Origin of the sequence: Pseudoalteromonas prydzensis (genome assembly GCF_001661495.1) — a bacterium.
In the GTDB taxonomy this organism is placed as follows: Bacteria; Pseudomonadota; Gammaproteobacteria; order Enterobacterales; family Alteromonadaceae; genus Pseudoalteromonas; species Pseudoalteromonas prydzensis.
On sequence record NZ_BDDT01000006.1, the window covers coordinates 1 to 16,074 of the forward strand.

At 41.7% G+C, this 16,074-nt stretch carries 16 protein-coding genes; 3 read left to right on the top strand and 13 right to left on the bottom strand.

The genetic code is table 11. The features are described from left to right. Window positions 1-132: 132 nt before the first annotated feature. The 7 genes from A7968_RS12285 to A7968_RS12315 form a co-directional block, all read right to left on the bottom strand. Window positions 133-528 (bottom strand): hypothetical protein, encoded by a 396-nt coding sequence (locus A7968_RS12285; RefSeq protein ID WP_064666880.1) that lies wholly within the window; start codon window positions 526-528, stop codon window positions 133-135. Between the two features lie 132 nt (window positions 529-660). Continuing rightward, window positions 661-1,590 carry an abortive infection family protein gene (locus tag A7968_RS12290; RefSeq protein WP_064666881.1) on the bottom strand — a complete coding sequence of 310 codons (930 nt, stop codon included), beginning with the start codon at window positions 1,588-1,590 and terminating at the stop codon, window positions 661-663. 62 nt (window positions 1,591-1,652) lie between these two features. Beyond that, window positions 1,653-1,988 carry a DUF2489 domain-containing protein gene (locus tag A7968_RS12295; protein ID WP_064667130.1) on the bottom strand — a complete coding sequence of 112 codons (336 nt, stop codon included), beginning with the start codon at window positions 1,986-1,988 and terminating at the stop codon, window positions 1,653-1,655. Between the two features lie 152 nt (window positions 1,989-2,140). Next, window positions 2,141-2,512 carry a hypothetical protein gene (locus A7968_RS12300; RefSeq protein WP_064666882.1) on the bottom strand — a complete coding sequence of 124 codons (372 nt, stop codon included), beginning with the start codon at window positions 2,510-2,512 and terminating at the stop codon, window positions 2,141-2,143. 353 nt (window positions 2,513-2,865) lie between these two features. Continuing rightward, the gene (locus tag A7968_RS12305; protein WP_084448205.1) at window positions 2,866-4,263 is read right to left on the bottom strand and encodes a M28 family peptidase; all 1,398 of its coding nucleotides are present in this window, start codon (window positions 4,261-4,263) and stop codon (window positions 2,866-2,868) included. A gap of 207 nt (window positions 4,264-4,470) precedes the next feature. Continuing rightward, complete coding sequence (gene gdhA, locus A7968_RS12310; RefSeq protein WP_064666883.1) at window positions 4,471-5,823, bottom strand: NADP-specific glutamate dehydrogenase; 1,353 nt, start codon at window positions 5,821-5,823, stop codon at window positions 4,471-4,473. 349 nt (window positions 5,824-6,172) lie between these two features. Beyond that, window positions 6,173-6,646 (bottom strand): YehS family protein, encoded by a 474-nt coding sequence (locus tag A7968_RS12315; RefSeq protein WP_064666884.1) that lies wholly within the window; start codon window positions 6,644-6,646, stop codon window positions 6,173-6,175. Between the two features lie 147 nt (window positions 6,647-6,793). Between A7968_RS12315 and A7968_RS12320 the strand changes: the two genes are divergently transcribed. Next, window positions 6,794-7,546: a spermidine synthase gene (locus A7968_RS12320; protein ID WP_064666885.1), complete on the top strand. Its 753-nt coding sequence runs from the start codon at window positions 6,794-6,796 to the stop codon at window positions 7,544-7,546. A 92-nt stretch (window positions 7,547-7,638) separates the two neighbouring features. Here A7968_RS12320 and A7968_RS12325 read toward each other — a convergent pair whose 3' ends face one another. The 4 genes from A7968_RS12325 to A7968_RS12340 all read right to left on the bottom strand — a co-directional run bounded on the left by A7968_RS12325 (window position 7,639) and on the right by A7968_RS12340 (window position 11,791). Next, a complete protein-coding gene (locus A7968_RS12325) occupies window positions 7,639-8,883 on the bottom strand; it encodes a lipoprotein-releasing ABC transporter permease subunit (RefSeq protein ID WP_064666886.1) in 1,245 nt (414 codons plus the stop codon). Beyond that, complete coding sequence (lolD, locus tag A7968_RS12330) at window positions 8,873-9,571, bottom strand: lipoprotein-releasing ABC transporter ATP-binding protein LolD (RefSeq protein WP_064666887.1); 699 nt, start codon at window positions 9,569-9,571, stop codon at window positions 8,873-8,875. The genes A7968_RS12325 and lolD overlap by 11 nt, the downstream gene beginning before the upstream one ends. After that, the gene (locus A7968_RS12335) at window positions 9,564-10,781 is read right to left on the bottom strand and encodes a lipoprotein-releasing ABC transporter permease subunit (protein WP_064666888.1); all 1,218 of its coding nucleotides are present in this window, start codon (window positions 10,779-10,781) and stop codon (window positions 9,564-9,566) included. Before A7968_RS12335 ends, lolD begins: the two co-directional genes overlap by 8 nt. A gap of 140 nt (window positions 10,782-10,921) precedes the next feature. Then, on the bottom strand, window positions 10,922-11,791 hold the full coding sequence (locus A7968_RS12340) for a LysR family transcriptional regulator (protein ID WP_064666889.1): 870 nt from the start codon (window positions 11,789-11,791) through the stop codon (window positions 10,922-10,924). A 115-nt stretch (window positions 11,792-11,906) separates the two neighbouring features. Between A7968_RS12340 and A7968_RS12345 the strand changes: the two genes are divergently transcribed. Both A7968_RS12345 and fghA read left to right on the top strand, forming a co-directional pair. Then, on the top strand, window positions 11,907-13,028 hold the full coding sequence (locus A7968_RS12345; protein WP_064666890.1) for an S-(hydroxymethyl)glutathione dehydrogenase/class III alcohol dehydrogenase: 1,122 nt from the start codon (window positions 11,907-11,909) through the stop codon (window positions 13,026-13,028). Between the two features lie 44 nt (window positions 13,029-13,072). Beyond that, on the top strand, window positions 13,073-13,918 hold the full coding sequence (gene fghA, locus A7968_RS12350; RefSeq protein ID WP_084448179.1) for an S-formylglutathione hydrolase: 846 nt from the start codon (window positions 13,073-13,075) through the stop codon (window positions 13,916-13,918). Here fghA and A7968_RS12355 read toward each other — a convergent pair. Further along, window positions 13,869-14,252: a hypothetical protein gene (locus A7968_RS12355; protein WP_064666891.1), complete on the bottom strand. Its 384-nt coding sequence runs from the start codon at window positions 14,250-14,252 to the stop codon at window positions 13,869-13,871. The two genes, fghA and A7968_RS12355, sit on opposite strands and share 50 nt — an antisense overlap. A 140-nt stretch (window positions 14,253-14,392) precedes the next feature. Further along, window positions 14,393-15,904, bottom strand: a complete 1,512-nt coding sequence (locus A7968_RS12360; RefSeq protein WP_227008917.1) for a BCCT family transporter — start codon at window positions 15,902-15,904, stop codon at window positions 14,393-14,395. Between the last annotated feature and the right edge of the window lie 170 nt (window positions 15,905-16,074).

The following is a 16,074-nucleotide window of genomic DNA, read 5'->3' on the forward strand; positions in this document are numbered from 1 at the left end:
CACAAGGTTTAGTGTCATTGAGAGATATTTGGATCAACATTCATTACGGGAGATGAACCGCCCATTGCGGACCCGCATGATGGGTGGTGTGGGGGCTGGAGGTTAGAGACCTCCGGCTACCCGATTAGTGGCTTACGCAACTTGAACCTCTTTAAAATTGGGATTTTTCTCAAACAGCTCTTTGAAGAACAAAAAGCAGCCATCAGATGCACTCATTTTGTTTTTGCCAAATAGCTTTTCTTTGAAACTTCGGTGTTTATCAACTTGAAATACCCACTCCAGATCTTGATTCGGATCATCACCTTCTTCAAAATAGGCGCATGAACCAATTAGGTAGTTATTACCGTCATACGATAGTTCGCAATACCAACCCCAATCTTCTGCATCTGGCTCGGTAATCTCAAGATTCCCCTTGAGTTCTTTTCGTAACCATTCCAATAACGATAGGCCATATATTGGATTGATAGGATTCTCTCTTTCCTTAGAAACATCAAACATTGACGTTTTGAAATGTATTGCCTGATTCATATCTATCCTAAGCCACTAACGCCCGCTTAAGTGGTGAGCAACGCAACACAGAGTTTCCGCGTGCCACCTTACTCACTAAAATCAACGCATAGCGAAAATGCCACGCGTTGCGGATCCGTCTTAAAGCGTTTGTTAGCTGTATTTTTCTTCACAGTTACCTAAAAATAGAAGGTTAGTCGCTGTGAGATGTAAGGTATAGCTGGCTAAGTGCTCTGGAACAGATGTAACTTCTGCACCTTGACCATGCCCACCCTCCTTATTTCTAACAGTAGGAATACCACTTTCGAGTAAAATTCGTACAGATGAAAATTGATTCTGTAGATATTCTGGCACCAGTCCGTTAGCAAGACAGCTATTAATCAGTTTCTTTGCAGTATCATTTTGATTGTAAGGCCATGAGTGCTTTTCATGTATTGCTTTCATCAAACTCTCGAAGGACTTAAGGCAATCATTAAGGCACTCTTTATAGCGCTTATGACGATAGTGCTCATGGGCTGATAAAAACTCGTCGTTTGCTCCTGCATACTTTTTGTCCTTGCCAAGAAGATGAAGAACTGGTTTTACTACTTCAGAATGAACATATTGAGAATCGACCCTAATTAGTTCTCCTGATTCAAACTGATAGCCAACTCCCGCTTCTTTAAACCTAAAATTTAATTCGCTAATAGCATCATCAGGTTTTTGAGAAACACCAATTGCATTACGAAAATCCCACTCGTGCTCTCTAACATAAGTGTCAATTATTCTAAAAGTCAATTCTATTATATCTAGGCACTTTTCGTGGCTTCTCTGACTTAAGAAGTAATCGAAGACTGCTGAAAAATTCGAGTTTGCGTATTCTTTTAAAGTAAAAACACCATACTCTTTGCAAAGCACCTTGTGAATATGTTTGTATATGCTATTGGAGCTTTCATTGTAATCCTGCTCGACACCTATAGTATCCCGTACTATATGAACTACTTGTACGCGGAAATTTTGCTCAATATTTTCATATTGATATACATCAGGGACTTCTCCCCTAAGCTTTTTCTGTCTTTTTGAAAATAGTTCAAATATTGCCATATCTACCTCTGCACTCCCTGACAGCTAACGCCCAGCGCTGGCTGTCGCTCTGCCGCTGCTTGTTAAGCATTGAACCTTGCTACGATAGATTTGCACTCTGACAAAGATACTTCCTTTGCCCATTTGGTACTTTGCTGTATTTCTGGTTCATGCCGTTCGAGAGCTGCTTTTGACCAGTACTGCCTCGCCGCGCCGATTGGCAGGTGGTCAACCTCTGAAGATACACCAGCAAAAGCGAGGAAGTCTTTGTCATCCTCGGGCAGTCCAACTTCAAACCTTAGAGAAGACAATTCAATAGCGCCCTCTAGATAGTCAATAGAACCATCTAGCATTCCGGTTGCAACCTCTACAGCACGCTTTCGTTGCTTTTCGATGTATTCCTCGTGGCTCATTTTCATATGATGCTTAACGCCCGCAACAGGGGCGACCAATGCTATGTATATTTTGTGCGAAACTGGGAGCGCAGCGACCCGCACAAAATGTGCATAGCGTTGGGCGTCCCGCGGAGGCCCGCAGGGCCGGAGCATCCTGCTTGCGTTTGTTAAGTGAATCAGTACGGGGCATTGAAGCGAACCCCACGAACTTGATTATTTTGCGGCTGGTAAACCCCTAGAATATAGCAAGTTCCACCACCTTCTATGGCTGCGCCATTCTGAAACTCTTGTGATTTGCATGCAGCACGCAGTGCAATTACCTTCTCTGAATTAATTAAAATTGCTTTTGAGTAAAATCTATACTCACTGCGAGGCAATATAGGACTTCCTGATTTGCTCGCTTTACGCTCGGCTGCGGTATAAAATTCATCCTCAACTTTATCCCACTCTATACCCATTGGAGTCCATTCATTTTCTTTTGAATGTTGCCAATCATCGGCTAATGCAATGTTACTGATGAGTAAAAGGCTAAAAACTAGGCGATGCATTATTTTCACTTAACAGCTTATTCAAAGGATCTAAACCTGCGAGTTGCAGACAGAAGATCCTTTGAATTTTTCAATTTTTTCAGTCTACCTCTGTATCTAAATGTAAATCAAGGGATTTGTATTTGTCATTTTTTTGTTATTGCAAAATACAAGAAATAACCCCGCGAGTTGTTGAAAAAACTCAAACACAATACTGTTTATCTATGGCTATGTCGTAGTTAAGTGTGGGTAGGCGAGAATTCATTTTATAACGCTTTTTTATCCATGTTTGATCTGAGCATTCCTTGTTATCTTCCATTTTTGCTATAACAGCCTATTTGTAGCGCAAGGCTGGCTTGCGCTACAAATGGATATTACTTTACCGAGTGTTCGAATGCGCCCACATCACCTGGGAATACAACAGGTGAATCAATGCCGTCTTTATTGACTGCGGCGACACCAAAGTAATAGTTGTCGATCACTACATTTGTGAGCGTTGCTTCGTTTACATCACCCACATAACGGCTAAACTGCCATTGTGGCTCGCTGGTATAACGCCAGTAAATTCTGTAACCCACCGTTGTTTTGTCGCTGTTCTTTTGCCATTTTAAGGTGGTGCTCGGTTGCACTGCACCTGATATTTCAACCGCTGTTGGTGGCGCGGGCGCCCACGCCATAGAGGCAAGGCTTACTGCATTAAGTGACGTTAGTTTTGCTGTGTAATCAAAATCAACACCTTCGATGGTGTCACCATAAACAATACCGTCTTCGGTGCGTAAATCTTGGTGTTGATGATTGTAGTTTTCGTTAGTTTCCATCACTCGTACTGCGGCATAGCCCATGTCGTTAAATGGACGGTGATGTCCGCCTCGTCCAAAACGATCGAGCCTGTAAACCAACATAGTATCTAAGTTAGGAATATAACGATCAGCTATGGTATCAATGTATCGGGCTAAGTTACGACTTGCAGAGTCTACCTCACCACCGGTAAAACGTCGTTTATGGGCTTGCTCTTTGGTTTCAATAACCCGTGTGCCTTCAGAAAATATACGCGCTGTAGTATTATCGGTTACACCATTAATGCCAGTGATATTGCCAATCATGTCATTATTGAGCACACCATGAACTTGCCAGCCTTGCTGCTTTGCATAATCCGCTAAAATCTTACCACCAAACAGGCCTTGCTCTTCACCTGAAAGCGCCGCATAGACAATCGAGCCGTTAAACTGATACTTTGACAAGACGCGGGCTGATTCAATAACGCCTGCCACTCCCGAAGCATTATCATTCGCGCCAGGTGAGTCACTGGTAAAATCCATCACATCACTGACCCGAGAATCAATATCGCCCGACATCATTACCATACGATTAGGTTCATCAGTCCCACGTTGAATGGCAATAATATTGACCACTTCAACAGGGTTCGGAATGCGTTTTTCACCTGATATGGTGTCTTTTACTTCTAAAACCTCTAAACAGCCGCCACACTCGGCAGATATTTTTTCAAACTCAGCCTTTATCCAACGCCTTGCAGCACCAATTCCTCGGGTATTTGATTTAGTCTCGGACAAGGTGTGACGGGTACCAAAATCAACTAAAGTTTGAATGTCATTTTCAATTCGCTTAGCCGATACCGACGCGGCAATATCATGAAGTTTGGCTTGATCTTGATAATTTAGTTCTACAGCCAATGTGTTGGTTGCAATAAACAGTGTACTGATAAGTATCGCAGGTTTGCAGGATGTAAAAAGGTGGCTTTTTTGCTCAAACATGGTTGATGCTCTTTTATTGTTGATGAATACCCAAACCACAATACGTGAGTGAATAAATGCTGCAAATAATTTTGAGACTAACAACTGATTAACTCGTTTAATCACTAATTAGTGAGATAAACTGTACAATCATTTAAGCCCACTATGATAGTGGGCTAAGTGAACTGTGTTTAGTTAAATGACAGTTATAGGTAAAGCAGTGGTTAATTACACAACGCCCTGCTCTATCATCGCATCTGCAACTCGGCGAAACGCCGCAATATTAGCGCCTAACACTAAATTGCCTGGCTCACCAAACTCAGCAGCGGTATTGCTTGCGGTATCAAAAATATTTTTCATGATCTGTTGCAGCTTAGTATCCACTTCTGCAAACGTCCACGTTTGCATACTGGCATTTTGCGCCATTTCTAATTGGCTGGTTGCAACACCACCGGCATTGGCGGCTTTACCTGGCCCGTAAGCAATATTAGCATCGAGAAACACATCGATGGCCGCTTTCGTGCTTGGCATATTTGCACCTTCACTCACCAAAATACAGCCATTATTAATTAGCGCCTGTGCATCGGACTCGGTCAACTCGTTTTGTGTCGCACAGGGAAAAGCCGCATCAGCGACAAAACGCCACACCGCATGGCCATCATCGGGATAATCTGCAGCAGGAATATATTGCGCATCGCTGTGTTTATCTACATAACGGGCTAAACTTGCCCGCTCACCTTCTTTGAGCTGTTTAACATGTGCCAGCTCAATACCCGCTTCATGATAAAGCGTGCCCGTTGAATCACTACAAGTGATCGGGGTTGCCCCTAACTGATAGAGTTTTTCCATCGCATAAATTGCGACATTGCCAGCGCCAGACACTAAGCAGCGCTTACCTTGCAAGCTGTCATCGCGTGCTTGCAGCATATAATTTGCAAAATATACCGCACCATAGCCAGTGGCTTCTTTGCGTACTAATGAGCCACCCCACAATAAACTTTTCCCCGTAAATGCACCATCATAACGACCGGTTAAACGTTTATACTGACCAAACATATAGCCTATTTCACGCGCCCCCACGCCAATATCCCCTGCGGGTACATCAGTTGTTGGGCCAATATGGCGATATAATTCGTTCATAAATGATTGGCAAAAACGCATTATTTCAGCATCCGAGCGGCCTTTAGGGTCAAAATTAGCGCCGCCTTTGCCACCACCAATAGGTAACCCGGTTAATGCGTTTTTAAAAATTTGCTCAAACCCCAAAAATTTTATGATGCTGGCATTAACACTCGGGTGAAAACGTAAACCGCCTTTGTATGGCCCTAAGCTTGAGTTAAATTCAATCCGATAACCTTTATTAACCTGAATGTTGCCGTTATCGTCAAGCCAAGGCACTCTAAACATAATTTGTCGTTCAGGCTCGACTAAGCGTTGAATAATGGCGTTTTTTTGGTATTTACTCACGTTTTCGAGTATAGGTTCGAGAGACTCAAGCACTTCTTCAACGGCTTGATAAAATTCGCATTGTGCGGGGCTGGTGTGTTTTAACTGTGCAATAGTATTGTGGATATAATTCATAATTATGCTTCCGTGTTAATTGTTATTGTTTTATCAAATATTGAAATAGACATGATCAAGTTTATGTTTCATACAGTAAGAACCTTAAAGTAATGGCAATTTTCACCACTGTAGCATGCTATTGCAGTCTATTTAACGCCCAACAACGTGAATTATTTTTGAGTTAGCATAAAGCCCACTAAATTATTACCCACTGTAAGTGAATATAAATCTATAAAAAGTAATTAAATTTAGTATTGTGGAGAAAAGTAGCACAGCGCAAAATGAGTCTTGGCGTATTTTAAAAGAGGTTTTATTAAAGGGGATTGATCATATCCGCGCTAAACTCCTGCGAATATGATCTGCTAGATTATTCGCCGCTAATTGTTGGGCGGTTTTGCAACTGAATACCGGTTAAAAAGTTACGTAAGATTTGATCATTACAGACACGATAATGTTTATTCTCCGCTTTACGTGAGAAAGCACTTAGCTCATGTTTGCTTAAATTAAAATCGGTCAAGGCAAGCACCTCAATCACATCTTCTGTTTTCATATTTAGTGCGATACGCAATTTCATTAAAATAATATTATTATTTAGTTTGCTCTCTGGAACAGGTTGATCGCCATCACGCTTGCCGCGTTTTGTATTAATAAAGCCATTTAGAAAAGTCGCAAACTCAGTATCGCTTGGCTCTACATGCCCGGCTTCACTTTCTTTCGTCAGCCAACCTGTCACTTGCAGTGGTGTGACGACATGATCCGCCGCTGCAAAAATTTCAATCATGTTAGTATCAGTTAAATTAAAGGTATAACGCAGACGACGTAAAATATCATTATTAGTCAAAGTAAATTCCAGAGTAAGATAAGACAACCAAGCAAGTATTGCTGGCTTATTTAGAAGCCGTACAGTTTAACAGAGTTAATGAGGCACCCCTATTGATATTTTACGCAACCCCCACGCCACTGTGCCCATATCGACATTACACCACTGATGCTTGATTTAACACAGCCTAGCCATGACAGCACATTAGCAAGTATACGTAGTCAGTACGGGCTTTTACGCATCGTGGAAAACAGCCAGCATCGCTGGTTTACCTTAGGTGATAATCACGTTATACAAGGCGTTATGGATAAATTACAGCCAAATTTACTCTGTGCGCCGGTTAATCAAGCCATGTTTTTGAGTCTATTGCCGCTATCAGCAAATGATCGCGTACTCAATTTAGGTGCTGGCAGTGGTTGTTTTGAACGTGTCTTAAAAAATCAAGCAATTCAACTTACGTCTGTCGAAATCAACGCCGATATTATTGCAGCTGCGCATCACTATTTTTTACTTGACGAGACAACCCCAATTATTAATGATTGCGCCGAAAATTTTATTACTCGGTGTCAGCAGAGTTTTGATGTGATTTTAATTGATATTTTTAGTGCGCAGTCACACCAAGCTCTATTACAAAAACACGGATTTTGGCATGCTTGTTTTAAACGGCTTACTTGTTTGGGAAAGATAGCTATCAACCTCGCTCCTCACAACGAGCAACAAGTGATCAACTTGCTGTTATTACTGCGTCCATTGTTTCGTGAGTTTATTGTCATTGAGTTTAAGCAGTACAAAAATATTGTACTTATCGCCAGTAATGACTGTTTAGCAAACATTACAATAGAAAATATAAAACAGCAGGATGATCCAAATACAGTGGATCTGGCTGAACATATCAACCAGTTACTGTATACGCAAAATTAAAAACGCGAGCCAAACTGGCTTAAAAAACACCCGGTGCTGGTGTTGTGGCTCGGCCTAAAATCTCATTCTGATGAAGGTAATAGACAAATAGATCAGTTACCAAGCACCTTGGCAGGATCAACACGGGTTGCTTGCCATGCGGGGTAAATGGTTGCCAGTACCGCGAGAATAAATGTGACTATCACAGTAACCACTATATCTTGCCAAACCAGTTTGCTGGGTAAAAACTCAATAAAATAAACCCCTTCCAGCGGGTTAGCCCCAAGTAACTGACTTATCAAAGTAAATAACTCACTGATATTCAGCGCTAGCATTACCCCAATAAAACTGCCTAGCACTACACCGATAAATGCTTGGCTAAGTCCTTGTAAAATGAAGGTTGCTAAAATCGTGCTGTCTTTTGCGCCCATGGTTTTTAAAATTGCAATGTTGGCCTGTTTTTCTCGTACTTCCATCACCAGCGACGAAACAATGTTAAAGCTCGCCACAGCAATAATTAAAAAGACCACGATATAAACAATGGTTCTGACCATTTGTATATCTTGATACAAGCTGCCTTGGGTTCTAAACCAGCTAGAGATATACACATAATCTTCGATTGTTTGACCAACGCGCAGCGCAATTTGATGCGCTTGGAATACATCAGTTACCGCCAAGCGTAACCCGGTTACTTGCTGCTGTTCGTAACCAAGCACAGATTGCGCTTTTCTTAAATGAATAAATGCCGCGCTACTATCAATTGGCCCACCCATTTCGATAATACCGGCTAAGGTTAAGCTTACCCTTTTGGGTGCTAATATTTCAGTACTGGTTTGATTGACTTGGGGGATCAATAAAGTCACTAACTCCCCTTGTTTTACACCTAACTGTTTTACAATTTGCTGGCCTAATATTATTTCGTCTTCGCTAATTTGACTTACCAACTTACCATGCGTGAATTGGTTAACCGCAGAGACTTCGCTTTCAAAAGCAGGATCTACACCGCGTACTTCAACTGCTTTAAGTTCACTTTTATACTGCGCCATACCATTTACACTGATAAACGGGGCTGCACCGGTTACACCGGGTTGTTGTTTGAGTTTTGCCACTTTTTCAGGCCAGTTATCAATTGCACGATTTGGTGCAACATACTCAACTTGTGGTACAACACTTAATAAACGATGTACTAGTTGCTGCTCAAATCCATTGATCACTGATAAAGCAACGATGAGCACAGCAACACCGAGTAAAATGCCAATAGTTGATGCCTTTGCTATAAAGCTAACAAAACCATTTTTTTCTTCGCTACTGCCTGAACTTGCTCTGAAACGTTTACTTAAATAAGCACTAAGCAACATAGCTGGCCTCTTTGACTGCCAACTTGCCATCATCAAGGTAAGCGATTTTGCCTAGCTTGTCGGCTAATTCCAGATCATGGGTAACCACCACAAAACTGGTGTTTAAACTACTATTAAGATCTTTGATCAAATCGTAAATTTTAATCGCATTTTGTTTATCTAAATTGCCTGTTGGTTCATCTGCCAATACCAGATCAGGCTCTGTCACTAATGCACGAGCAATCGCCACGCGTTGGCGCTCACCACCCGATAACATTGATGGTTTATGAGTACTACGATGAGATAAGCCTACTTTTTCTAGCATTGCGAGGGCTTTAACATTGGCCTCTTTAGCGCTGAGGCCTTTTATTAATAAAGGCATCGCAACATTTTCAACTGCATTAAACTCCATCAACAAGTGATGAAATTGGTAAATAAACCCTAAATGATCGTTACGAAACTTAGCTTGCTCTGCACGAGATAATTTAGCAACTTGCTGGCCTTTGATTTTAGCCACACCGGCAGTTTGTGAATCTAAGGTGCCTAAAATATGCAACAAGGTGCTTTTACCGGAACCAGAACTACCAACAATTGCCAACATTTCGCCTTGTTGTAAGGTTAAATCTATGCCTTTTAATACCTCAACTTGGCTGGCACCATCTTGATAAACTTTGCTTAACTGTTGACACTGGATAACTAAATCATTCATAACGCAATACCTCTGCGGGGCTAACATTGGCAGCTTTACGCGCCGGATATAAAGTGGCTAAAAAGCTCATGGTAATACTGCCAACGGCAATCAGTGATAAACTCATTACGTCAAACTTAACCGGTAAAGCAATCCCGGTTAATAGGTTTAAACCAATGCCTGCTAACACTTCGTTAATATATGCACTGAGTAATAGGCCAAGCCCTGCGCCAATACTGGTGCCAATCAAACCATTATATAAACCTTGGATCATAAATACTTGCTGCACTTGCGCGGGGGTTAAACCAAGCGTTTGTAAAATAGCGACTTCACTTTGTTTCTCGCTCACCATCATGGTCAACGCTGAAACAATATTAAATACCGCCACTAATACAATAAGTGCGAGCAACATTGACATAATTCGCTTCTCCATCGCCACTGCAGCAAATAAAGTACCTTGCGATTGACGCCAATCGGTCACCGAATACTGACTTAAAATATTACTCGCTGATGCGCTAAAGGTATCTAATTCAAAAGGATCGTTAAGAGATATGCTTAAATTAGGTGCGCTACTTGCTGGTAGCTTTAACATGCGTTGCAACGATTCGCCATTAGTAAATGCCAAACTCATATCAATCTCAGAGCCGGTTTCATAAATGGCAGCAACCGTGAATAAACGTTGGCTCGGTACACGGCCTAAAGGCGTATAGGTTGACGCATTAGGCATAATCACTCGCACTTTATCACCTAAACCAATACCAAGTTTTCGGGTTAAGTAACGGCTAACTGCAATGTTATAGCGCGATGCCATAACCGCTTGCCAATTACCTTGAACAACCTTATCACTAATTTTATACAACGATGCGTTATCATCGTATAAGCCTTGTAATAACACGCCATGCAGATCACGGTTGGTTTGCAAAATTGCTTCGCCGTGGCGATATAAACTGGCATGTTTGACAAATTTTGATGCCAAAATATCATTTTGCAGCTGCGTCATTTGTGCTTGTGTTTTTCCCTCAGCTGCAATTTCAACATGAGGGATAAGGCCAAGCATGTTAGTTTTAAGGTTATTTTCAAATCCATTCATCACAGAGCTTACTGTAAATAATGCCATTAAACCTATAGCGATACCGGCAATGGAGAAAAACGAAATAAACGAGATAAATGCGTTCCCTTTCGAGGAGCGACTGTATCTCAGCCCGATAAACAGGCTAACAGGTTGAAACATAATTATTTATGGTTACATTTTAAGGCCAATTCTGGGCTCATACTAGCATAGATAAAGTGTGATTGGGTATGCGCAAAAATGTAAAAGTTAATGACAAATCAATTGCTGACGCCAATTTACTCGCATACTTTCAATAATCGTTAATTCAATGAAGCAATAAGATGGTCAAGTAATGCACGCACATTGGTTGCCACAAACTGCCGCGGTGGATACACCCCCCAAACGCCCTCAGGTTTTGGCTGATTATTGGTTAAAATAGGCACTAGATCACCCGCCGCTAAGTCTCTTTCAATGTAATAATTGGGCAATTGAATAATACCCAAGCCTTTTTTAGCCGCGTCTGCTAACGCCCAGCCACTGTTACACTGCAAACGCCCTGCTATTTTAATGTGTTTATCACGCCCTTGTTCACAGACACGCCAGTAACTACTGTTACCGACTAAACATTGATGATATTGCAATTCAGCTAAGGTATGAGGCTCACCAAAACGCGCTAAATAGGCTGCTGAGCAGCAAATCACAAAATGACGTTCACTCAAACGGCGTGCTTTTAAGCTAGAATCTTTTAAATGACCCAGACGAATAGCCAGATCAAAGCCCCCTTCAAGCAAGTTTTCTTGCTCATTACTCAATGCCATCTCCACTTCGACGTCGCTGTGCTGTTGCATAAAGGTGTGTACAGCAGGCATTACAAAACTTTCACCATACATTACCGGTGCCGTAAGTTTGATTTTACCTTTTGGTGTACTTTGTTGTTGTGCAAGTACCCCAGTGGCATCGTCTAGTGCATGCTGTAAGTGCTTGGTCTGATGTAAAAACACTTCCCCTTCTTTGGTTAGCACTACTTTTCGGGTTGTGCGGGTCAACAGTTGCGTGTTTAAACGCTGTTCAAGCTGGGTAACATGGCGACTTATATGCGCCACGGATACTCCCAAAACGGTGGCAGCGCGGGTAAAACTGCCTTCTTCTCCCACTGCGATAAACTCATCTATACCTGACCAGCGACTCATTATTACCATACTGTAAAAGTGTTTTATAGAAATGAAGATTATCATTGTTTGAGAAACAAATAAAATAGCGCTATTGTTTTAAACCATCCATGTAATTAATAAAAAGAGAGAGCCCATGTCAGAGTTCATTAAATCAAAAGCGGCAATAGCTTGGGGACCGAATCAACCATTATCTGTTGAAGAAGTGGATGTGATGATGCCTAAAAAAGGCGAAGTCATGGTCAAAATCACTGCAACAGGTGTTTGTCATACCGATGCTTTTACACTTTCTGGTGCAGATCCTGAAGGGATCTTCCCTGCTATTTTAGGCCATGAAGGTGCAGGTGTTGTCTTTGCTGTTGGTGAAGGTGTAACTAGTGTTGAAGTAGGTGATCATGTGATCCCGCTATACACCGCTGAGTGTGGTGTATGTAAAATGTGTACCTCAGGTAAAACAAACCTGTGTTCAGCAGTACGCGAAACCCAAGGTAAAGGGTTAATGCCAGATGGCACCACCCGCTTTTTCAAAGATGGTCAACCAATTTATCACTACATGGGCACGTCAACGTTTTCTGAGTACACAGTGCTGCCAGAAATTTCATTAGCCAAAGTAAATAAAGCAGCCTCTTTAGAAGAAATTTGCTTACTAGGCTGCGGCGTAACAACGGGTATGGGTGCAGTGACCAATACGGCAAAAGTGCAAGCTGGTGATACGGTAGCTATTTTTGGTTTAGGTGGCATCGGGTTATCAGCCATTATTGGCGCAAAAATGGCCGGAGCGTCACGTATTATCGGCATAGATATTAATACCTCTAAGTTCGACCTTGCGACTAAATTAGGCGCTACAGATTTGATCAATCCAAAAGACTTCGACAAGCCAATCCAAGAAGTCATTGTTGAAATGACCGATGGCGGCGTTGATTTCTCATTTGAATGCATCGGTAATGTTGATGTTATGCGTTCAGCCCTTGAGTGCTGCCACAAAGGTTGGGGTGAGTCGGTGATCATTGGTGTTGCCGGAGCAGGCCAAGAAATTTCGACACGCCCGTTTCAACTAGTTACAGGACGCGTTTGGCGCGGCAGTGCTTTTGGTGGCGTGAAAGGCCGTTCACAACTACCAGAAATTGTTGAACGTTACATGGCCGGTGAATTTGCATTAAATGACTTTATCACTCATACCATGGGCCTTGAAGATATTAACGACGCATTTGATCTGATGCATGAAGGTAAAAGTATTCGTACTGTTATCCATTACTGATCAAAGTAGCCACACTTAAGGTGTGGCTTTTTAGCGAGGATATTATGTTAGATAATTTAAGTTCTGCAAAAGTCAGCGGTGGTTGGCATAAACAATATAGTCACATTGCAAGCAGTACTCATTGTACAATGCGTTTTGCGATATTTTTACCGCCAGGTGCAAGCCAAACCAATAAAGTGCCCGTGTTGTATTGGCTATCAGGGTTAACTTGTACCGATGAAAACTTTATGCAAAAAGCAGGTGCCTTCAAAAAAGCTGCTGAGTTAGGCATAGCTATTGTTGCACCAGATACGAGTCCCCGTGGTGACAATGTGCCAGACGAGGACAGTTATGACTTTGGCCAAGGTGCAGGTTTTTATGTTAATGCCACACAAGCGCCCTACAACACTCACTACAATATGTATGAGTATGTAGTAAATGAGCTACCGGCTTTAATTGAGCAACACTTCCCAGTGACCGATAAAAAAGCTATTAGTGGTCATTCTATGGGTGGCCATGGCGCGTTGATGATTGCCCTACGCAATCCACAAAATTACACCAGTGCCTCGGCGTTTAGTCCCATTGTGAACCCAATAAACTGTCCGTGGGGGCAAAAAGCGTTTAGCCACTATTTAGGCGACGATAAATCGACGTGGGCACACTATGATACCTGTGAGTTAATGAGTCAGGCCAATGAAACTGATTACCTACCAATGCGTATTGATCAAGGTGAAGCTGATAACTTTTTAGTTGAACAACTAAAAACTGAACACTTATTTAAGCAAGTAAATGACAAAGGCTACCCTGCAGAAATTAATATGCATGCAGGTTATGACCATAGTTACTTTTTCATCAGTAGCTTTATTGACGAACACCTATTATTTCATCAATCGTATTTGCAGGCTCAGTAGTCTGCTTCTGTGTGAGGTTGTCAGGCGTTACTACCTCACACTCTTTTAGTGTTTTAGTCACTCTTTTACAGATCACTTGCGGCTCTGCTTGCTGTTGTACTAAGCCAACCAAAAACCTATCTACCTCAATACCCAGATCAGTAAATGATAAAGTCTGTTGTTCAGCAACTGGCACAGCCTTTTGCGGCGTAACATGCGCAGGGGAAAGCGCTAAATCTGCATCAGCATTTTCATCTGCTTTTGTATAAATAGTGCTATCAACAAGCACCCCCGCAACCGTGCATGCTGTGAGTAACTGGCTTGCTAATAACGTTAAAACTACCTGCTTATACATAATCTAAAATTCCTTGTCGGTTGTTGCTGTATCCCTGATAGTTACTATAACTAAGAAAATAAAAAACTCTGTAAAAAACTGTAATACCATGGCAACTAATTGAACAAGCAAAACTATCGCAACAATAAATAACGCCGAGCTTACTCTTGCAGCTCACTGATAAATTCTTTCACAAAACCAATTAGCTGCAAAATAAAAATAAACAAAAATGGCACTGCACCAATGACCGCCAAACTGCGGTTTAGCAGTTCATTATTTTGTAGTAACAATACCCAGCCACTCAAAGCGAGTACAAAAGACCAAGTATATAAGCTTAGCCTATGACTACTTTTTGCTCCCGCTAAGTTGCGGATCACTAATATGGCAGAGTCAACTGAGGTGGCGACAAAAATCAGCAATAACAGCAAGCTTGCCCAAATAAGTACGCCACCTTGCCACCCGAGCTGTTTGAAAAATACAAATAAACCTTGGGTATAGTCAATTTTAATGGCGGCCATAATGCCGCTACTATGACCACTGTCCCAGCTAATTGCAGATCCAGAAAAAACACTGAACCATAAGATAGTCACACAGGTTGGCACAACGACCACGCCGACTATGTATTGCCATACCGGTCGTCCTTGGCTTATTTTAGCTAAAAATACGCCAACAAATGGTCCCCACGCTAACCACCAAAAATAATAATTATAGGTCCAGCTATTCGCCCAAGCAGGCTCGTTTAATTGACTAGAAAACTGCCAAGTTCCAGTTACTAATAACTGGATATAATACGTGCTGCCACTTATAGCAACATCGATAATTGGTTGCAGTGGCACCATCATCAGCAGCCAAACAAGGACAAAAAATGCTAAAAACACATTGAATTGGCTCAGTGTCTGCACGCCTTTTTTTAACCCTAAACGCGCAGACAAACTATATAGCAGCGCCAGTAACACGATAATAATTAAACTAATCAACCACGGCGAATGAACATTCAGCTTTAGTTCAATTCCTTTGCGTAGCAATAAGGTAGAATTTGCAATCGTGCCAACCACACCAAAAAAAATAGCTAAAATGGCTAATAATTGGATCACAAATTTGAGCTTTAATTGAGCTATTCTGCTTAAAAATACCCGTGTTAAGCTCAGTACTGGTGCGCTGATATCCCCAGCTTTACCGCTATTGTGACTTAAACCACCGAGCACTAAACCAAACACCGCATACAAGGCCCATGCATGTGCCCCCCAATTCACTAATGTGATAGCCAAGGCTGCAGCTTGGCGATCAGGATATAAACTTTGCTTTAATGGCGGTTGTAATACATGCATCGCAGGCTCTGCCACGCCCCAAAACACTAAACCCGATCCCATTCCTGCGGCAAACAACATCGATAACCAACCAAAGGTTGAAAATTCAACCGTTGCTTGCTCACCGCCTATTTTTCGTTGCCCAAGCGGGCTCATTGCCAACACAATGACACTGATCAATAAAAAATTGACTAATAAAAAAAACGGCCCACCCAATACCGCTAACACATTAATGATCAGTGGCTGGATATTTGCTGTAAGCATGTCAGGGAATAAAAATGCCCACCCTACTGATATAAGGCACAGTATAAGTGCAAATTTTTCAAGATTAGCGGTGAGTTTAAAAAAATGAGGTCGAATTGCCACACTGATACCTTAAAAATTATCAATGCTAAGAGTACGGCGCTTTTAGATTGATATCAAATTAGCATTTATGAAATACCAATTTTATGAAAAACAAGCTGATTTTAACAAGCTAAACAAGCAACTTATTTAATCCACTGAGTACAGTAGACACAAAAAAACCGACCTAAGTC